General features: G+C 39.4%; 20 protein-coding genes. 14 read left to right on the top strand and 6 right to left on the bottom strand.

The genetic code is table 11. The features are described from left to right. Both HWQ40_RS16455 and HWQ40_RS16450 read right to left on the bottom strand, forming a co-directional pair. A partial coding sequence (locus HWQ40_RS16455) for a strawberry notch family protein (protein WP_292779605.1) occupies window positions 1-1,736 on the bottom strand: 1,736 nt, incomplete at its 3' end. Window positions 1,737-1,946: 210 nt separating this feature from the next. Beyond that, window positions 1,947-2,396, bottom strand: coding sequence for a hypothetical protein (locus HWQ40_RS16450; protein WP_292779604.1), 450 nt, complete (start codon window positions 2,394-2,396; stop codon window positions 1,947-1,949). 342 nt (window positions 2,397-2,738) lie between these two features. Between HWQ40_RS16450 and HWQ40_RS16445 the strand changes: the two genes are divergently transcribed. The 14 genes from HWQ40_RS16445 (at window position 2,739) to HWQ40_RS16380 (ending at window position 16,649) form a co-directional block, all read left to right on the top strand. Continuing rightward, entirely contained in the window at window positions 2,739-3,137 is a 399-nt protein-coding gene (locus HWQ40_RS16445; protein ID WP_366933998.1) for a sigma-70 factor domain-containing protein, read from the top strand. A gap of 85 nt (window positions 3,138-3,222) precedes the next feature. After that, window positions 3,223-3,387 carry a hypothetical protein gene (locus HWQ40_RS16440; protein ID WP_292779607.1) on the top strand — a complete coding sequence of 55 codons (165 nt, stop codon included), beginning with the start codon at window positions 3,223-3,225 and terminating at the stop codon, window positions 3,385-3,387. Between the two features lie 127 nt (window positions 3,388-3,514). Continuing rightward, window positions 3,515-5,173 (top strand): phage tail sheath C-terminal domain-containing protein, encoded by a 1,659-nt coding sequence (locus tag HWQ40_RS16435; protein WP_292779602.1) that lies wholly within the window; start codon window positions 3,515-3,517, stop codon window positions 5,171-5,173. A gap of 76 nt (window positions 5,174-5,249) precedes the next feature. Then, window positions 5,250-5,717 (top strand): phage tail protein, encoded by a 468-nt coding sequence (locus HWQ40_RS16430; protein WP_292779600.1) that lies wholly within the window; start codon window positions 5,250-5,252, stop codon window positions 5,715-5,717. A gap of 80 nt (window positions 5,718-5,797) precedes the next feature. Further along, window positions 5,798-6,277 (top strand): phage tail protein, encoded by a 480-nt coding sequence (locus tag HWQ40_RS16425; protein WP_292779599.1) that lies wholly within the window; start codon window positions 5,798-5,800, stop codon window positions 6,275-6,277. 6 nt (window positions 6,278-6,283) lie between these two features. Then, entirely contained in the window at window positions 6,284-6,613 is a 330-nt protein-coding gene (locus HWQ40_RS16420; protein ID WP_292779598.1) for a hypothetical protein, read from the top strand. 145 nt (window positions 6,614-6,758) lie between these two features. Then, complete coding sequence (locus HWQ40_RS16415) at window positions 6,759-9,059, top strand: substrate-binding domain-containing protein (protein WP_292779597.1); 2,301 nt, start codon at window positions 6,759-6,761, stop codon at window positions 9,057-9,059. A 9-nt stretch (window positions 9,060-9,068) separates the two neighbouring features. Next, window positions 9,069-9,203 (top strand): hypothetical protein, encoded by a 135-nt coding sequence (locus HWQ40_RS16410; protein WP_292779596.1) that lies wholly within the window; start codon window positions 9,069-9,071, stop codon window positions 9,201-9,203. Window positions 9,204-9,220: 17 nt separating this feature from the next. Beyond that, window positions 9,221-9,730, top strand: a complete 510-nt coding sequence (locus tag HWQ40_RS16405; RefSeq protein ID WP_292779594.1) for a phage tail protein — start codon at window positions 9,221-9,223, stop codon at window positions 9,728-9,730. Between the two features lie 48 nt (window positions 9,731-9,778). Then, on the top strand, window positions 9,779-13,369 hold the full coding sequence (locus tag HWQ40_RS16400; protein ID WP_292779592.1) for a hypothetical protein: 3,591 nt from the start codon (window positions 9,779-9,781) through the stop codon (window positions 13,367-13,369). Window positions 13,370-13,410: 41 nt separating this feature from the next. Then, entirely contained in the window at window positions 13,411-13,932 is a 522-nt protein-coding gene (locus HWQ40_RS16395; RefSeq protein ID WP_292779590.1) for a hypothetical protein, read from the top strand. An 85-nt stretch (window positions 13,933-14,017) separates the two neighbouring features. Then, window positions 14,018-15,796, top strand: a complete 1,779-nt coding sequence (locus tag HWQ40_RS16390; protein WP_292779588.1) for a VgrG-related protein — start codon at window positions 14,018-14,020, stop codon at window positions 15,794-15,796. An 8-nt stretch (window positions 15,797-15,804) separates the two neighbouring features. Further along, the gene (locus tag HWQ40_RS16385) at window positions 15,805-16,197 is read left to right on the top strand and encodes a PAAR domain-containing protein (protein WP_292779586.1); all 393 of its coding nucleotides are present in this window, start codon (window positions 15,805-15,807) and stop codon (window positions 16,195-16,197) included. A gap of 53 nt (window positions 16,198-16,250) precedes the next feature. Then, window positions 16,251-16,649 (top strand): GPW/gp25 family protein, encoded by a 399-nt coding sequence (locus HWQ40_RS16380; RefSeq protein WP_292779584.1) that lies wholly within the window; start codon window positions 16,251-16,253, stop codon window positions 16,647-16,649. A gap of 304 nt (window positions 16,650-16,953) precedes the next feature. Here the strand turns inward: HWQ40_RS16380 and HWQ40_RS16375 are convergent, their stop codons facing one another. The 4 genes from HWQ40_RS16375 to HWQ40_RS16360 form a co-directional block, all read right to left on the bottom strand. After that, a complete protein-coding gene (locus tag HWQ40_RS16375; protein WP_292779582.1) occupies window positions 16,954-17,418 on the bottom strand; it encodes a hypothetical protein in 465 nt (154 codons plus the stop codon). A 59-nt stretch (window positions 17,419-17,477) separates the two neighbouring features. Further along, window positions 17,478-17,936: a hypothetical protein gene (locus tag HWQ40_RS16370; RefSeq protein ID WP_292779580.1), complete on the bottom strand. Its 459-nt coding sequence runs from the start codon at window positions 17,934-17,936 to the stop codon at window positions 17,478-17,480. A gap of 139 nt (window positions 17,937-18,075) precedes the next feature. Beyond that, window positions 18,076-18,873, bottom strand: a complete 798-nt coding sequence (locus HWQ40_RS16365; RefSeq protein ID WP_292779578.1) for a DUF6745 domain-containing protein — start codon at window positions 18,871-18,873, stop codon at window positions 18,076-18,078. Between the two features lie 26 nt (window positions 18,874-18,899). Then, the coding region (locus HWQ40_RS16360) for a hypothetical protein (protein WP_292779576.1) at window positions 18,900-19,486 on the bottom strand (587 nt) is incomplete at its 5' end.

Here is a 19,486-nt window from a genome sequence, read left to right as displayed (position 1 = left end):
GGGTTTTCTTTTTTTATTCTTTTATTCAGAATAACCGGAAAGTGACAGAAGAGGGCTAAGTAGTCAAGAACATACTCTCGTGGTGTTAAATCAAGGTTCAAATCCTGCCATTCTTCGGGTGCAATTTCATTGAGTCGGCGTTTGAGTAATTCTTCATTGGTGGAAACTATTTGAATTACAACAGCATTGCCTTGGGCTAAATCATTCTCAATTGCTTTAATTAACTGTGGGCATTTCATGCTAGTTAATAAATGATTGAAGAATCTTTGCTTATGCGATTCAAACTGAGACATGGCAGACATTTTAGCAGCACGATTGTATGTTTTCGCACCAGTGATGTTACAGGCTTCTAAAGCTTTATGCAAGTTATTATGGATAATTTGAAAAGCGTCTGCATAACTGTCATAGATACGTTCTTGAGTAGGAGTGAGTTCGATTTCTAACATCTCATACTCCACACCATCGAAGGAAAGCGATCGCGCCAAATACAGACCCAATGCTTTCAAATCCCTAGCAACAACCTCCATCGCGGCAATACCACCGCCCTCAATGGATTCCACAAAATCCTCACGGGAGGTAAACGGGAAATCTCCAGTCTGCCAAAGCCCAAGACGATTTGCATAAGATAGGTTAGAAACCTTCGTCGCTCCAGTAGCAGAAACGTAGATAACCCGTGCCTGCGGTAAAGCATTTTGCAACCGCAGCCCAACAATGCCTTGCTGGGATGCTGCAACCATGCCCAGTTTACCCTCTTGCGCCATTGCGTTACCCATCGCGTGACACTCATCAAATGCGATCGCTCCCTCAAAGTCCTTGCCTGCCCACTCAACGATTTGCTTAAGCCGACTTTTACCATTCTTTTGAGAACGTAGAGTAGAGTACGTGCAGAACAGAATGCGTTGGGTGAAAGGGATGGGGTCGCCAAGCTTGATATTTGAGAGGTCGATAATGTCTTTTGCATCACCTCCTAAAGCACACCAGTCCCTACGTGCGTCCTCAATAAGAGCAGCACTCTTTGATACCCAGATTGCTTTTCTTCGTTCCTGACACCAGTTGTCGAGGATGATTCCTGCACATTGTCTTCCTTTCCCCACACCCGTCCCATCGCCAAGAAACCAGCCACGCCGAAATTTTACGGCATTTTCTTCGCTTTGTGCTGCTACAGTCACATTATCCCATGAATCATCCACAATATAAGACCCAGACAGAAATTCACAGTGCGCTTGACCTGCGTAAATGACGCTCTCAAGCTGTGCCTCTGACAACAAGCCTTGTGTGATAATATTTCGTGGGAGATGCGGTTTATAAGTTGGTGGTGGTGGCGAGACAAGTGCTAGGGCTGCACTTTCGCAAAGCAGCGAGGGATGAGGTAAAGCATCTTTAATTCTGATTCGTTGTGGGCGATAGGTTTCATATAAAGTATCTTTGAGTCCTTCTGTAGCAGACCATTCGACGACTTCGTATTCCAGAATAACCACATCTGGAATTGAAGAAAGTGTTTCTGCTTGAGCTACCACAGAGCGTTTTGGCAATTGAACAACAATTGCCTTCGCAGCAGCTTTGATTTTTTCTGAGCGTTCCCACGGAGATCGCTCAGGTAATTGCTCAATCAACGCCAGCAGTTCGGGCAAGTCCAAGGTTTCGGGAATACAGGGGATTTGCCTGTGATTATCAGCCGGGACTTTATCAATTACCGTAATTCTGGTGTCGATTTGTGTACCATGTTTCGAGTACACTTTGCCGTTGACCCCAACAGACAGTAGAACTCGCGCAAAATCCTGCCACCTAACAAAAGTCTCGCGCCAAGTGGGATTATTGGGAGAGAACCAATTGGCTGTGATTGTTACCAGCCGTCCACCGTCAGCCAGGCAATTACTTGCCTCATTTGAGCTTTTAAACTTTCAGACATTTATTATTCGGTGATCAGCCGAGGGTTAAAAAGCGAATTAGCCAGCTTTACGTGGTCTACCTGGCTTGCGCTTGTCTGAAGAATTTACATCAGCCTTTTTAGTTCTCGATGACTTGTTGGCAGCATTGTTAGCTTTATTTGAACGAGCAGTACGTTTTGGTTGTGGCGAAATTTCTTTAACTGGAGGCAGTAATCTCAATGTAGGGAATGAGAGAATAACTGCTTCATTATTTGTACGATGAACAACTTCATCCTCTAATGTCCAAGGATCTAGCAATTTTTCAAAAGTCTGAACTTGTTGTGGTGTGATTATTTCTGATACTGATGGAATTGTAGAAGCGGCTATATTTCCATTGCTAACTGAAACCACATTACTAGCGTAATCAGCCGATACAAATAGTCCATTAATGAACTGGAACATAACGAGAGTAACGAATGCCCAAAAGATAACTACGATTGCCAAGGTGAGTAGAGATTGCATATCCATGATTATTTCTCAACTAAGTATTTGTAATTTTCATCTGGTCTACGCAAAGCGTTTTTAAGCCTTGTTCAAATGTGAAGCGAATTTGAACATATCCTCTCTTCAAGAGAGGACTTCATTCTAAAATTAGCGTAGCGTCTCTTTAATTTAACTCAGTTAAACTTCTTCATTATTTTCAAGGTTATTTATAAAATAAAGCAGCTTTTAGTATTTACCTATTTGAAGACTTCAAGTATTATAGTTATAAACTTTATTTGATAAAGATAAACATTGGGTTAAGTATATAGTTAAGATTTAAGTTGTTAGCTAATTGTTGAACTAAAAGATTTTATTCAAACTAAAAATATGCCCAACCCAACTACCGACTTAGTGCGCTCCTACCTCAAAGAAATCGGACGCTACCCTCTGCTAACTCCTGAGCAAGAAATTACAAATGCTCGGCTTGTGCAGCAGATGATGGCGATTGAAGAACAGCGTTCAAGCCTCGCACTTCAACTAAACCGCCAACCAACCGCAAGAGAATTAGCCGCCTTGCTTGGTCAAAACGAAGCTGAAGTACAATCAATCATTCAACAAGGTCAAAAAGCTAAAGAGAAAATGGTGACTGCTAATCTACGCCTGGTGGTTTCTGTTGCGAAAAAGTACCAGAATCACAATTTAGATTTTCTCGATTTGCTCCAAGAAGGGACACTAGGTTTACAAAAGGGAATCGAAAAGTTTGATCCCAACCGAGGCGCTAGTTGATGCGGCAGTTGTTGTGGACATTTTGCCGACAGCAGAGGGGCAAGTTCGACCCATGACAAAGCTTGAACCCCAGGAACAGTAGGAAGTGTGGTTAAAAGTAGTAGAACTTGCTGGTAAGAAAGTGCCAACTGGCAGAATCGTCAAAGACATGGTGCAGCGCATCGAACGACTACTTGCCGCAAGAGTGTCAGCAGATGCAGCCCTTGATCGATCGCCTTGCACAAATATATTCCGATTCGCTGGAGGCTAGAATCCCTACTTAGCCTTAATCTCAACAAAACTACGTATAAACAACAGGTTACTATATTTGAGTGTTAGTTTATATACTATTTTTATACTGTAGCGATGGCTTTGTGCCAAGTAAAGGAAACGCAGATATGGCAAGACTTGATTACTTTGCCCCTGGCGTATATGTCGAGGAAGTTGATCGCGGTAGCCGTCCAATCGAAGGAGTACAGACAAACATTGCAGCCTTCGTTGGCTTTACCGAGTCAATACGCAACGGTGCTGAAATCGGCAAGCCCATGTTAGTTACCTGCTGGAACCAGTACTTGGAGTATTTTGCCAAGGAAAATTCCGATGGATTCACCGACTTCGATGCGTATTTACCTTTTACCGTAAATGGTTGGTTTTTAAATGGGGGCGCGCGCTGTTGGGTAGTTAGTATCGGTACTCAACTGCCCAAACCGGCAGCCGAAACCACTCAGCCTAGCCCGGAAACAACAGCGCTAACTGTAAAAACTTCTGGCAAACGTCAGTCTTTACAGTTCATGCTCAAGCAGGGACAAGAACAAATTGATTCAGTCAAAGTCGAAATCATACCTAGCGAGCCAAAAACTAATACTCCTAGCGATCCCAATGCTCCAGCACCCATACCGGCAGAATTCTTTTCTGTATGTATCAAGCAGGATGACGAAGAATTGGAACGATTCGATAACCTGACAATGGACCGTAACGTTCATGTTGAAGTAGGAAAGTATGTAGTTACCGCCCTTGAAGAATCCCAATTTGTTAATGTTATCGACTTGACAGAACGCGGGCTGCCTTTGGCACGTCGTCCTATTGACAGTCAATTTGAAGTCAGTCTTCCTCCTGTATTGCCCACCCAAGAAAATTTGGCCCGATACGTGCGAGGCGAACGCGACGAACGTAGCGGCATCCAAGGACTATTTGAGATTGATGAAGTAACGATGATTGCGTGCCCGGATTTAATGCGGGCTTATCAAGCTGGGCTATTGAACCTTGACCAGGTTCACGGCATTATGGAGTTACTGATTAGCTTATGCGAAAACTCTGCTCCCAATCCGCCCAACCGCATGGTGGTTCTGGATACACCACCAGATAAAATGAAGCCGCAACAGGTGGTTAATTGGCTGCATAATGATTTCCAACGTCGTTCGATGTTTGCAGCTCTTTACTATCCCTGGATTAAAGTTCCCAATCCTCGCAAAGCAGGAAAGCCGATTCTCATACCTCCTTGTGGTTATATGATGGGTGTCTGGTCACGCACTGATGAAACGCGAGGAGTTTATAAAGCGCCAGCTAATGAAACTCCACGTGGAGTTATTGGTTTGGCTTACGACTGCAACTTCCGCGAGCAGGAATTATTAAATCCCCAAGGTATTAACTGTATTCGTACTTTCCCCGGTCGAGGAATAAAAATTTGGGGTGCAAGAACCCTTGTCGAACCAGAAAAGACAGAGTGGCGCTACATAAACGTTCGCCGTCTGATGAGCTATATCGAGAAATCAATTGAACTGGGTACTCAGTGGGTCGTATTCGAGCCAAACGACCAAGATTTGTGGGCACGCGTGCGCCGTACTGTCAGCAACTTCTTGGAGCGCCTTTGGCGGGAGGGTGCGTTATACGGAGCAACTCCCGAACTAGCATATTACGTTAAATGCGATGAGACACTCAATACTCCTGACACTATGATTTTAGGTCGGTTGTATGTCGAAGTTGGTGTTTGCCCAGTCCGACCTGCTGAATTTGTTGTGTTCCGTATCAGTCAATGGACTGGTAAAGACGAAGAATAATAGCGCTATTAAAATTGTCAATTTGTAATAGCGCTTCAATGAGCAATCCATAAATTAATAAAGTGAAATTTGAGATATGGCAGAGCAAGATGAATTATTAGTCAGTTGTAGATTTTATTTTGAAGCTGACGGTGTAACAGATAAACAAATTCTTGAAGTTGGTGGGTTAAGTGCTGAAACTCCAGCCGCCGGAGGCGATAAAGTGTTGGGTTCGGGGAAAAGCGCTGTGAACTTGCGTCAAGCTGCTCCGACTCGCACCAAGTTTCAACAAGTGACTGTTAAAGTTGTTGCCACTACCAATACTGACCTATACAAGTGGTATGAAGCTTGCAATCGAAATGAGGGTGGTAAGTCCGACTGGTCATCGAACCGCAAAGCTGCTTCGGTGACTGTATACGACCAGAGCGGAGAAATGAAAGCCCGATGGGAAATGATTCATGCTTATCCCACCAAGTATGAAGGGCCTAAACTCGAAGCTGGTTCTAGTGATGTAGCAAATGAAACTTTAACTCTCGTTCACGAAGGCATTAAGCGCGTCATGTAACCAATTGGATATGGGTAATTAGTAGTAGTTTTTTCTAATACTAATTACCGATTACTAAACCAATTGAGATATAAAACCAAATGAGCAAACCTTCTGAAATCTTAACTAGCTGCCGTTTTTATGTCGAGATCAAACTTGATGGAAGTACCGATCAAGTTGATGGGTACTTCTTAGAATGTAAAGGCTTCAAACACACCCAAGATGTTGTAGAAATTTGTGAGGTAACACCTGGGCGTTGGGGTCAAGCAAAAGCTGGTCAACTGGTTCGCACAAAAATACCTGGCAATGTCAAGACTAATAATATTAATTTGCGTCGAGGCATAACCGAATCTACCACTTTATGGAAATGGTTTGAAGCCGTTCAAGAAGGGAATTGGGCAAAACAGTTGCGCGATGGTTCGTTAACCATTTACGACCAAGCTGGAAATGGACAAGCAATTTTTCAGTTTAGAGGAGCTTGGCCAGTTAGCTATATCGCTTCTGACTTTAGCGCCAACGGTAATGAATTCGCAATTGAAGAAATGGAAATCGCGGTTGAAACTTTTACACGCCAACAGTAAATCCCAATGTTGCAAACAGAGTTTGAGTTGACTTTACCCAAAGGCTATCTAGATGCTGATGGTAATTTGCACCGCATAGGAGTAATGCGTTTGGCAAAGGCAATGGATGAAATTGTACCAATGCGTGACCCTCGCGTGAAATCCAATCCTGCTTACGCGACGGTGATTATTCTATCTCGCGTAATTACGCGGCTAGGAGCACTTGAAGAAGTGAATCCAGCAGTCATAGAAGGTCTTTTCGCTTGCGACCTCAACTATTTGTATCAATTTTATCGGCAGATTAATGAGTTACAAGACCAAGCTGTTGATACTACAAGCGTTAGTCAGCAAATGTAAAAGTGCAGCTTTATCTAATTGATTGATATTCAAATTTGGAGATATAAGAGTGAAGTTGACGGAATTAGTGAATACGGTTAGTCTTCGGTTCAGGGAAACTTCAGTTCTAGTTCGCTACCCGGTTGAAAATATCTCTCGGATAGTCATGAATCGAATCCAAAATGAATATCACAACATTGATGTTCCTTTCAAAAAGGATAACCAAGAACAATATTCTGTAGGAATAACTAACGATACTCAAGTTGTTACCCCTACTCATAGTTCCATATCGTCTGAACTGCAAGGACAAAGTAGTAGGCATACTGATAATCCTGACACAACTATCATTTCCAACATCTCTCGACAATTTGTTACCAATTCTACGCATCACAATCCAATTCCACCACTGCAAAAAAACGAAGATATTCGCGGTCGTAGAGGAAGGTATCGAATCCAAAGCAATGGTGCTATTCAGGAATTTGAGCGAGTGCGGTTGTACAGTGCGACGCACGTTCTCAATAACAAACCAGTGGTAATCAAGGAATACTTACTGCCAGATACTGACTTTAATCCGAAAGAAGCGCGAGAACGGAAAGAGCAGTTTGAACTAGTAACTAGTATTAACCTCAAGAGTGGAGGAGGACAAGACTTTCGTTTGGTGACAGCTTGGGACGCGATCGCACCCTTGAATGAAAAGCGTTGCTATTTTATCACAGAACCCATTGCCAACAGTATAACTTTGAGGCAATATCTGGAGAAAGTTCAGCGTCCCATGACTTCAATGCAAGTACGTGAAGTCATTGGACAAGTACTGCAAACGCTTTGGTTTCTCCACAACCAGAGAATTCGCCTTCCCAACGGTGAGGTGTGCTTTGGCTTACCGCATGGAAATCTCAGTTTGGATAGTTTACTGATTGTTGCAACCGACCAGCAAAGTATCATAACTAACCAACAATTTTTTATCTATCTATCCGATTTAAGTCTTTGGGAAGACCTATTTAAAAGTCCGACATCTAAAGTAATTAGTCCTTCAATAGACAAAGATTTAAAAGATTTAGGATATCTTAGCTTTTTTTTGTTGCAAGGAGCAACTGAAGACCTAATTTATGGGCAGCCACTCGACCCTAAGAACGAACAAAATTGGTCTAGTATCGAAGAAGATATTACGCTCAAAAGAATAATTCATCGTTTAATCGGACTTGATGCTCCTTTTCTGAATGCTGATGATGCTCGTCACGCGCTATTAACATCACCTACAGAGCTACAAACTAGTAAACCATTAAGTATAGAGATTGATAACTATCAAAGCAGAAAATTACATAATTCAAAGAATCTAAGATTATTCATGATCCTGGTTGGATTGCTTTTTGGTTTTGGCGGCATATTTCTCTGGCAAGTTGTTAACTCGATATCAAAAGGTAAAATACCTGAACTAATGAATTTATCGAATAATAATTCTTATACTTGTTGTATTGCAGAATCAAAAAATGTCCCATCAGGTATATTTACTTATAGCACTTCCAGTTCAGAAGGTACATGGAATTATTTGATGACAACACCAGGTTTAGTATCTGTGGGTAAAAAAATCAATCAAGAACTTGACACTCGTGGTATGCAATTACAGCTTCGATACAAACCCGAACCATTTATTGACCTTGCTATTCAAAAAGTTAAAGCAAAAAAAGTAGATTTTTTGATCGCAAATATAGTAGCTGACATTGATAAGCATCTCGAAAAAGCAAATTTCAAGCTACAACCAATTGCCTATGAAGGCATTGTGATTTTTGTCGCATTTAGTGATGCTAAAAGAGAAGGAAGTTTTCCTGAAGCCTTAAAAGGGAAAATTAGTTTTGAGCAATTACGAAAGCTTTACAGTGGAGAAATAAACAACTGGAAACAATTAAATTATAACTTACCAAACTTACCAGTAAAATTATATATACCTGTAGAAGAAGAAGCAATCAAGGAATTTCGGGAAATAGTTTTTGATAATTATCCACAACAAAAGCAAAAATTTAATCAATTAATTAAAGAAGGGAAAATTATCAAAAAAGAAACGCTAAAAACATTGGGAGATGTCCTGGGCGATTTTGAAACTGAAGATCCAAGTAAACGCAGTGGTGATATAGGCTTTGGACTACTGAGAAAAATCTATGGACAATGTTCAGTTTATCCTCTAAGTGTTGGTGAGAAAGGTCAGGAGGTACAAGCTTTAGTACAAACCGATGGTTCAGATATTAATCCAAAGATTGATTTATGCAATGACAAAGGAAGCTATCAACCAAATGTCGAAGCTTTCAATTCAAAACGCTATCCCTTTGCTTACTCAATGGCAGTTGCCTATCCTAATGATGAAACTCGTTCGCAGTCTGGAAAGAGTTTTGCTGAGATCATGCTAACAGATGAAGCACAATTTTTGCTTAATGAAGTCGGACTAGTACCTGTACGGAAGCTCAATAATAATTAAATTAATAATATGGCTGATAGCGACAAAAAGATATCAGAACTAGTAGAAAAAGTATTGCAAAACCCAATATTACTGCAAAAGCTAAGTAATAAGGTTTATGAATTGATTCAAAGCGATTATCAAAATCAGCGTAGTAAATTTTAACTATAGGTTTAATCCGTATGGGAAGAAACAACAGTACAACTTATGAATTGAACTATGTTACGGCTAATCGCTTTTATGTAGAAATTGAAAGTAACATTGCGGCATCATTTAGTGAGTGTTCGGGGCTGGGTGTAACGATTAAAAAAGAAAAATATTTGGAAGGTGGCGTCAACGATCAACAGCGAGTTATTTTAGGACAAGCAGAGTTTTCCGATGTGACTCTTAAACGTGGTATGACTGATGATTTGAGCTTTTGGAATTGGGTAAATCAGATACTGATTAGTACCAAAAAGCAGCGCCGCAATATTAATATTCTGCTTTTCAACCAAGCAGGTGAAACCATGCAGTGTTGGACTTTACTTGCTGCTATACCTGTTGCTTGGAAAGCACCTGCATTGCAAGCCTCGGCAAATACGGTAGCAATAGAAGAATTGACATTAACCTATGAGGGATTGAAAGTAACAAAGTCACAAGGAGGGGGTGCCGCTAATCTGAAAGAACGTGACTCATTAGCTTATTTCGCATAACTTATAAGTATTTTATAGTCAGGCTAACACCAGAAATATCAGGGATTTATGTTGATTAACACCCCTGCGATCCAAAAACCGCTTGGAGCAAAATTTCCACCACTATCCCCACCGTTACCTTTAGGTCATCATTTGCCACCTTTAGGACAAAACTTTGAATTAATTGATTTTTGGGTTTCTTTATTACAAAATTCCTTTACTGATGGCAATGATGCTGTACTAAATTGGTCAAAGTTTGATAATTTAGTTAATAAAAATAATGTTGTCACCACTAGTAACAACGATGATATAAACAATTGTGTAAGTATTGACTCAAATACTCCACCTCAAGCAGTAGAAGCATCTGTTGTTTACGAAAATATCGTTTTACCAAAGGTTTTAGAGCTACCAAAACCCATAACCTATAAATCTGATTTACTCGGCTCAAATCTGGTAACTGAAATTGTATCAGAAGCTGGAGATATTACCGAAAATATACAGACTAAAAGTATTGAATCAACCGCAGTAACACCATTCAATTCGTATCCTCCAAAAACTCCACCTACTGTTCAAATTCAGGAAATTCCAAATCCCGAAACAGCTTTGTTGCCAAAGTCTGTAGCGAAAGAACCGACAGAAAATATAAAAACACTAGTTCAAAATATCTCTAAATGGGAAGAAATAAACTTATCAGTTGTTAACAATTCACAATTAGTATCGCCACGAAGCGAAGAAAGCACGGAACCGCTTGATAATCTTTTTACAGCGATCGCAGAATCACAAACAAAGATAGATACAGATGCGAATACCCTTCAAACGCGTTCCGAAATAGTTAATGAACCAACGCCATCAATTTTACCAAAATCGACAAATACCTACGAACCCTTAAACGAAGTAGAGAATTTCACTGACTCAATCACTGAACCCTCAAAAACGGTAGATATTGATGCGATCGTCGTTCAATCTGATGAATTAGTAATAGAACCATCAGACTTGTTGAAATCCGATTTTACGTCAACTAGTCGCAGCGATCGCATATCTGAAGCGAGAGTCCGATCGCCTGAATCCCCCATTAAATCCTCTCAGTCCCCAGCCGCCGCTAATCCCCATTCTTTATCTCCAGAAGGCACTCTGAGTTCTCCATTCGCTGGTTCAATCGAAAAAAATGAGTCTACTGCCCACACTGAAAGAACCAACAATCTAAATTTGGATATTTCTTTAGCCAATTTGGAAGAAAGTGAAAATCCCTCAGCGCATTCAGAAGCCGGACTCACTGCCGTTCAACCACAAACAGAGGTAAAAACAACTCTATTTAGCGTACAGCCAGTTATATCAAGTGATGGCGACGAACCCAAGCATTCCAGTTTTGTCTCCGTTTCTTTGGATATTACATCCGCCCCGCCCCCACTGGAATCAGAACCATTGGTTACTGAACCCTTGCAGCGATCGCAGCCTCTATCTGATACTATCGCCTTTAGGGAAGATGTTGCACAATCAATAGCGATCGCACCACAATTAGAAACCAAGGCAACTTTAGCAACTTCTACACAACTCAGTTTTACATCTGATATTGTAAAAACCCAGTCTGAAGTAGAAGCAAAACTATCTACTCAACCACAAGTAGAAGTTCCCTTTGATCGTACTACTTTCAGTCCGGCAGAAATTTCATCTAAAATTCCGGATACACAGTCAATTCCATCTGAACCACAAAGGCTGTACAAACCGCAAATACCGTTAAATCCTGCATCACAAGCGAGTACTTTCAGTTCTACTGATATTGAGTCAGTAGCAGTTAAATCTCAAATTGAGACAGAAGCGATTCCGATTACTCCAGAACAACTAGAATTAGTATCTGAAGAAAAAACTTCTACTTCAACAGATGTAGAGTTAGTTAAACTTAAACCTCAATCCAATAATCTGCCTACACTACCATCCCAAGACACAGACTTGATTGTAAATAGTTCTATTACAATTGAATCACAATTGCAAATAGAAGAAACGCCAAGCACTTTTGAACAAATAGCATCTACAGCAGAGCAAAGCACTTTGACGCGAAGTGATGCTGAAAATACTGTTAGTAACTCAATTCAAATTAAAGAAAAACTAAATTTAAAACTTCCTATCTCCACGCAGCTAGTACCAAATCAAGAAATAACAGGATCTATCTTGCTCCCAAATACAATCATAGATAATACAAAGTCGATAGCAAAAGAAGGTACTACTGCACATCCTCAGAAGCTAGAAAAATTTAAGGATAAAGCTGCAATTATCGCATCTCCTTGGCAAAATTTAAATCCCTACTATATCCAATTCTTAAGCCAATCCTTACCGCTGCTTAATTACTCTGATTTTCAATTATCGGAACTTGTAGCTGAATTCTTCAATACATTCCTTCCAACTGAAGAAATCACAAGATTATCTGAGAATCAGATAAAAAACCAACTAACAAGTAACGCTGAAAACATACCTGCATTTTCAGATAATCTGGAAAACCTCTCCCCTACAAAAGAAGATGCTTTTAATTTTTCTCCTTCCCTACTAAAGAAGAGAGCTAGAGGGCTAGATGTTGGATTGGTTTTTTCATCTGACGTGAAAAATCAGGAAAAGATGCTTGACGTATCTACTAATAATAGCACCGAATTATCTAGTCCAGATACTAATAAGAACGATACAAATCTACCAACTCTTCTATCATTGTGGTTAACTAAGACGGTGCATTCCATCAACCGTAGCAGCTTATCTTCTTTTGTAGCTTTAAATGCTTCTATTGAAGGTGAACCAAGTAAAACACATATATCAAACGATAAATCTTCATCAGAAATTATGCATATAGACAATCAAAATATTTCTGAAGAATGGCAGAGTATTGCTGAATTACTTAATCACACGTCTAGGGATTCAGTGGAAAATATGCCATTACCTATTTTATCAAATACAAATCAGTCAATTCAACTTTTAAACAATTGGAACTTATTGACATTAGCTAATTTTAGCGATGGAAATAATCAGGAATCGACTAATACATTTACACATGAAAAAGTTGACGATTTTCAACTGATATTAAACCCGGAACAAAGGTCTAATAACACGCCATATATCTGGTCAAATATTACCGAGTTATTAGGAGAAAATATTCCTTCGCCCGGAGTAAATAGCAGTCAGACTAATGAAGAGGAATTTGCCATACTCTCTGCGAGTGATAGCACGACAACTCAAACTTCCTTGATAGAACTCTGTAATCCTTCTTTATCTGTTTCACAAGAGCAGACAATAAACTTAGAGAGAGCAGAAGTCAACACTTCTAATTATTTAATAAGCGAAGACGAAATGGAAATGCTTATTTACCAAGTTTACATTACTTTGTGTCACAGGTTAAAACTAAATCATAAAACACAACTATATCCAGGTACGAGTATCCATAATTCATGGAACCAGAACTTTTGGAAGGCATATCCGCGATATTCAACCGGAAACTGGACAACTACAGAAGTACGTAGCATCTCTGACGACAGTAAAATAGCTGGAAATTATAATGATGTTTTCTTGTTAGATAGTAAAATATCGATACTTGCCCAAGAGGTTTATGCACTTATCAAACACCGTTTAAATTTAAAAAAAATGAGAGACGGGAATGAGTCTTTATATAGATTTATGCTTTAAATTATTATTGATTTTAGTTTTTTAATTTTTCGGATGTAATTATGAATCTCACAAAAGCCGCCCTGATATCACAAGATGGAGTTAGCAACATTGAATTTATGTTCAATCCTGCCCAGCTATCATTTGATGGAGTAGTTGAAACCTCTGAAAATGCTGGAGCACGTACTCAAGATAAAGGCAAGCCAAAGGTAAGCTTTTCTAATATTAAGGCTTATAAAATTACTATAACTAATATTATGTTTGATACTTATGAGAATGGTACAGATGTTGTTAAAAAGTATATTGATAGTTTTAAACAGACGGTTGAATTTGCTCCCGGAAAACAACGTACTCCTATTTATCAATTTATCTGGGGAAATCAGATATATTTGCGTCGCTGTTTTGTCGAAAAACTCAGCTATAAGCTAACTATGTTCCTTCCTGATGGAACACCAGTCCGTGCTGTAATTGATAGTTTGAGTTTGAAAGAAGCAGATGAGCCGAAACCTAATGAAGCAGTTGCTGCACGTAATCCCAGCCCAGATGAACGTCGAAATCAAAAATCTTTATTTAAAAGCTCATAATAATAGAATTCAAAATATTGTTGGCTTTTTCATGAAAGTTATTACTATTGAACAGTGAGTTACTTAGTATTTCTATTGGTATTTTATGACTAATTATCGTGCCCTACCAAAATTAAATTTTAACGGTCAACCTGCTCCTGAAACCTTGATGACTGATATCATCCAAGTTTGTGTCGAAGAAAGCCTATCCTCACCTGGAAGCTTTAGCATAGTAATTAAAAATGATTACTATCCAGGACGCGACCAAGATACAACTTGGCGGTACAAAGATTTATGCCAAATTGGTACACAAGTAACAATTGGCTTTACTTCTAGTACAACACAATCGCAGGATTTTAATCAGGAAAATCCCAATCAAATTTTTCAAGGAGAAATTACCGCTATTGAAACAGGTTTCAATAATAAGTCTCAAGCACCCATAATAATTCGTGGCTTTGATAAATTGCATTTGTTATTTCGAGGATGTTATAGCTGCTCTTTTCAAAACATGACCGATAGCGATATTGTCAAAAAAATTGCAGAAGAAGTTGGTGTAACTCTAGGAATTGTAGATGATTCTCGAATTGTTCATGAATACATTTTTCAATCAAATCAGACAAATATAGAGTTTTTATATTATCGTGCGGCGCTTATTGGTTTTGAACTATTTATTCGAGACGGGAAACTCTACTTTCGTAAACCAAAGCCTGATAATGAAGAATTAACTCTTCAATGGTTGAAGGATTTGCATAGCTTTCGGGTAAGTGTTGATAGTGCAACGCAGGTAAAAGAAGTTGAAGGGAAATGTTGGAACTACAAAGAGAAAAAAACAGATAAGCATAAAGCTCGGGTAGCAAAGATACCTACCGAAACAGACCACGGACTTGGTTCCCACATAAACGAGAAGTTAATAAATGGTAAAACTGTAACATCGCAAATAGTCGTACCTTTGAACAATTTAGAAGCATGTCGTGCAGCCACTGACTCTCTGTGTAATGAGCTAGGGGGAAAATTTGTTGAAGCTTATGGTAAATGCGAGGGTAACACTAAGATTCGACCAGGACGCATTGTTAAATTAGAAAGTATGGGGCAGCACACCGGTAAATACTACATTACCGAGACGCGCCATCTTTTTTGCGATGGCGTTTACAGCACAGAGTTTGGAGTTCGCGGTTCGCGGGGTCTAAACGCGCTTACTTCCTCGATGTCCCACATGCAACTGCAACCCGGACAAACATTCTTAGTTGGTATTGTCACTGATAACGAAGACCCTAATGGGTTGGGTCGGGTAAAAGTGAAATTTCCCACTCTGACTGAAGAACATACCAGTAACTGGGCAAGGCTAGTTGCACCTGGTGGTGGTGCTGGTCGAGGCATTTATTGGATGCCAGAGGTCAACGATGAAGTCCTTGTTTGCTTTGAACACGGGGATATTCATCGTCCTTATATTATCGGTGGAGTATGGAATGGAAAAGATCCTACTCCAAGAAGTATTGAAGACACCGTTGCGGATAGTGGCGTTCGCGTGCGTGGTTCCCAAACCCGTTATGGACACAAAGAATGGTTCGTTGATGAAGACAAAGGCTCGGAAAAGCGAGGGTACTATGTCCAGACGGGGACTGGTTCTGGGCATTGGCTACGGTATAACGACACTGAGCAATATATCGAAATCGAAACTATCGGGCATCACAAAATTCGCTTGGATGACAAAGGGAAATTTGTGGAAATTAAGACTAGTGGTGGTCAGTCATTTCGACTAGATGATACTACTTCAAGTACAAGTATAAATTCCAGTGGGAATCTCAATATTAACGCGCAAGGCAATATTGATATTAAAGCTAGCGGCACCATCAGTATTAACGGTGCCATGATTAAACTTAACTAAGTAACATTATGAGTAGACCAGCAGCAAGAATTTCTGATGGGGTAGCACATCCCTTACCACCCGTCTTAACTGGGGGACCAGGTAGCTCTAATGTACTTATCGGCAGCTTGCCAGCATGGCGGGGAGTACCTGTAGCTGCATCAAACCAAGCTCGTGCTATCAACGCATCTAATGCTAGTAGTACTATAAGCAGTCTCATTAAGAGCAGTGCAGGCGGAGCAGATATTCATCAATGCGTTACACCTGAACCGCCACATGGCCCTGGTGTAGTCATTAACGGTAGTAGCACAGTATTGATTAATGGACTACCTGCGTGTCGCATGGGAGATACGATTATTGAAGCATTTGGTCCGCCGAATAATATTGTGAGCGGCTGTTCAACTGTGGTAATTGGTGGATAAGGCACAGAATCGGATTACGTAGTGAAACCTCAATTGAAATAAATTATATAAATATGCCGCAAGCAACTGACTACATTGGCGCAGGAATTGCTTTCCCCATACTGGTAAACGTGCAGGGAGGAATCCAACTTAGTGCAGCAGAGCCAAATATTGAGGAATCTATCGTTATTATTCTCCGAACGAGTTTGGGCGAACGAGTTTATCGACCGAATTTTGGTTCGCGCTTGTCGGAGTTGGTTTTTGAACCGCTTAACACCCAAACTTTGTTGCTGATTCGCCTGTACGTGGAAGAAGCTTTGGAGATGTGGGAACCGCGCATTATTTTAAAAGATGTGCGTGCTGACGCCGACCCTGTGCGGGGCAAAGTGAATATTATTATTCAATATCAACCGAAAAATAGTCCCGATACCCGTAGCTTAGTCTATCCATTTTATTTATCGCCACGTTATTGATAGTATCTATAAATTTATCAGAAATTATCAGTAAGCATTTTTTCCAAAGTGGTAAGTTTAGCATTCGTAAATATCCTTTTTCATAGCAAATAAAAATACTTTATGATTTGTAAAATCAGTGGATTTAGAGGCTGTTAATAAAGAAAATCTAGTATTTTTTCCACTAAATATTCGCTCAGAGTTATTTAAAATATTAGCTTGGGCTTGATCGGATACACCATGTTTAGACCTCGCATGTCCGGCAGTGCTGCTACCTTCAACAGGACTTAAGGATATTCCTCACTTCAAGCAAGACCGCACCCTGCTAAACGTCAGAACTGCGGAATAAGTTAACTGATGCTTTCAGTTTATCTAATTCACGCCCTGATACAGAATACTGCTCAAGAGCATTTATCAAAATATCCGCAGCTTGAAGCAAAGCTTGTCGATAAGTAGAAAAAGGAATTTCAACAGGGGTAGCTATATCATCAAAATTGTTGAGAGAGCGTTTCCGAAAACTTAATTTAATACTATCTTGATTTTTCACTGTTATAAACTCATAGGGTCCGTTCATAAAACTATTATCAATCTCTCCATCAGTATTTATAAGTAAAATACAGTTATCTATCCACCATTTTAAAACAATGACTGGGAAATCTAGCCAAGGATTATCAGGAAAATAAATTTCATTAACTTCCAGATAGAAATTACAGAGGATATTTCCACCTCGTTTTACTTGTTCTTCAAATCTGTAGCTTGTAGTATCAATACTTATACTTAAAAAAGTCATAAATGCTACTATTTTAACTAGTGTAGATTATTAAGTTTAATAATTGTTCCAATGAAAGGTCAATTAATAGGGTAAGCTGTTTCAACTATTTTTGTATCTTTGTTTATCCACATTTCAACTGTCCATTTTTCAAATTTTCCTCTAACTAGTATTCTCTCACCTTGAGTTTTTAATTTTTGGTCAACATTTTTGTATGCACCTTTGACTACTTTTTGTATTTGCTCTTTAGTCAATCCCCAAAATACTGTATTTTTACCTCTTATTTTTTCTGGAGTTTCTTCCCAATGTCCTTCATAAATATGTTCCCATTCATAGGAGACTTTTTTATGAGAAGGTAAATCAGCTGGCCGTTTACCGCTATTTCCACTATTCTCACTCGAACTATGAAAAACAATCCTCAATCGTGCAGCAATACTGCTTAAAGCAGAAGAAGATGTCGCAAAGCCATGTAGTCCTAAAGCTAATCCTCCTACCATAGCAGGAACGCCAGCAAGACAAGCTAATACTGTTGTACACAAGCTGGCACCCCCAGCAGCAGCACCACCACCCGTGATAATTTCTATGATTCCTGTAGCAAGTGCTAGCCCATCTCCAAGGGATTGTCCTGCCTGAAATGCCCAGTGTTTAACTTGATAAATTAAATGTTTATATAAAAGTTTATTCTAAAAGCAATATTGTTCCGTGATTTGCATAGACACTGAAGCCATCAGTAAACTGAATAGCAGGAACACCTTCTCCATGAAAATTATTTTGTTCATCCAATCTAATAATGCTAGGTCGACTAGATACAAGGCATACATTTTCATAAGGAAAAATCCAACCGCAATAATTTATTAAGTTTTTTAAGATTTTCCATTCTTCAGGATTATGCTCACAGTTTAAAACTGATATACAAAAGTCACATATACAAGCTTCACTAATGTTTGCCCATGAAGAAAAGCTGTTACAATAAAGTTCCGTAGATGGCTCCCACTCATTGTGAGGTTGAAGTTTTTTTTCAATCCATAATAAACTAATTAATTGATCCCATTTATTACCAAGTTCTGTCTCTAATTCTTCTTCTAAAAAATTCCAAAAAGGTATTTCTAATTTATCCAAAAATAAATCAATAAGTTCACTTAATAACTTTCTTCTGATGAAAAACCATAATTCTTCATCCAATTGAACTTTTATTTGTAATTTTGACAAACTTATTTGTTTATGAACCAATTTTTCTAAAGGCTGACCTATTTTTTTGCTTAATTCATCTAATTGAACTAATTTTTTTAAAGCTTCATAGGGACTACTAACTAATACAACTTCAGGCTGTTTAATTCCAAATAAACTATAGATAGCGTTCACCTCTGTTTTGATTTTTTGATAATCAATTTGTTCTGTTTTTAAACCAATTTTTAACCATTGTTGAGTATATTTTAACATTAACTTTTCTTGTTCTTGGAAAATAGAATTAATCATATAATCCTCTGATTTATTTCAAAATTTTAATTATTAGTAGCGCCAAAAGAAATTATTTGATTATTTGGGGTCATATCTATATAGAGACCGTTTTTACTGTAGCGCATCACTCCAGGAGTTCCGCCTTCCACTGCTGTTTTCCTAGATCGTTTCCTTGCGTTTCCTTTAAATCCTTCTGCCTTTCTAAGATAATGAAGCGGATCTTTTGCATCTACTTCTCGACCATGCTTCTTAAAATGTTCGAGCAAAGATGCTTCTGGATTCTCATAGGTTCCTTTATTCCATGTTCCGGTTTGGCCACTGACATCAGCTTCTGTCCAACGCTTCCCTTGTTCATCATAAACTTCTCTCTGTTGCCTTGGAGGTTGTTGCTCGTTATTTCCACTATTTTCACTCGAACTATGAAAAACCACCCCCAACCGAGCAGCAATACTGGTTAAAGCAGAAGAAGATGTAGCAGAGCCATGTAGTCCTAAAGCCACTCCTCCAGCCACAGCAGGGGCACCGACAATACAGCCAACACCTGTTACACATAAAGTTCCACCCCCAGATGCTGCGCCGCCACCTCCAACAATTTCTAATATTCCTGTAACAAGGGCTAATCCATCTCCTA

It is taken from the genome of Nostoc sp. NMS9 (assembly GCF_017114995.1).
Lineage (GTDB): Bacteria > Cyanobacteriota > Cyanobacteriia > Cyanobacteriales > Nostocaceae > Nostoc.
This window is presented reverse-complemented; position numbering and strand designations above follow the sequence as displayed.

Bases quoted from the DNA above. Each gene is read 5' to 3' on its own strand.
- HWQ40_RS16395 (WP_292779590.1), top strand. From the start codon at position 13,411: ATGAATCTCACAAAAGCCGCCCTGATATCACAAGATGGAGTTAGCAAC.
- HWQ40_RS16445 (WP_366933998.1), top strand. From the start codon at position 2,739: ATGCCCAACCCAACTACCGACTTAGTGCGCTCCTACCTCAAAGAAATC.
- HWQ40_RS16365 (WP_292779578.1), bottom strand. From the start codon at position 18,873: ATGATTAATTCTATTTTCCAAGAACAAGAAAAGTTAATGTTAAAATAT.
- HWQ40_RS16390 (WP_292779588.1), top strand. From the start codon at position 14,018: ATGACTAATTATCGTGCCCTACCAAAATTAAATTTTAACGGTCAACCT.
- HWQ40_RS16385 (WP_292779586.1), top strand. From the start codon at position 15,805: ATGAGTAGACCAGCAGCAAGAATTTCTGATGGGGTAGCACATCCCTTA.
- HWQ40_RS16375 (WP_292779582.1), bottom strand. From the start codon at position 17,418: ATGACTTTTTTAAGTATAAGTATTGATACTACAAGCTACAGATTTGAA.
- HWQ40_RS16415 (WP_292779597.1), top strand. From the start codon at position 6,759: ATGAATCGAATCCAAAATGAATATCACAACATTGATGTTCCTTTCAAA.
- HWQ40_RS16405 (WP_292779594.1), top strand. From the start codon at position 9,221: ATGGGAAGAAACAACAGTACAACTTATGAATTGAACTATGTTACGGCT.
- HWQ40_RS16410 (WP_292779596.1), top strand. From the start codon at position 9,069: ATGGCTGATAGCGACAAAAAGATATCAGAACTAGTAGAAAAAGTATTG.
- HWQ40_RS16425 (WP_292779599.1), top strand. From the start codon at position 5,798: ATGAGCAAACCTTCTGAAATCTTAACTAGCTGCCGTTTTTATGTCGAG.
- HWQ40_RS16420 (WP_292779598.1), top strand. From the start codon at position 6,284: ATGTTGCAAACAGAGTTTGAGTTGACTTTACCCAAAGGCTATCTAGAT.
- HWQ40_RS16400 (WP_292779592.1), top strand. From the start codon at position 9,779: ATGTTGATTAACACCCCTGCGATCCAAAAACCGCTTGGAGCAAAATTT.
- HWQ40_RS16380 (WP_292779584.1), top strand. From the start codon at position 16,251: ATGCCGCAAGCAACTGACTACATTGGCGCAGGAATTGCTTTCCCCATA.
- HWQ40_RS16430 (WP_292779600.1), top strand. From the start codon at position 5,250: ATGGCAGAGCAAGATGAATTATTAGTCAGTTGTAGATTTTATTTTGAA.
- HWQ40_RS16450 (WP_292779604.1), bottom strand. From the start codon at position 2,396: ATGGATATGCAATCTCTACTCACCTTGGCAATCGTAGTTATCTTTTGG.
- HWQ40_RS16435 (WP_292779602.1), top strand. From the start codon at position 3,515: ATGGCAAGACTTGATTACTTTGCCCCTGGCGTATATGTCGAGGAAGTT.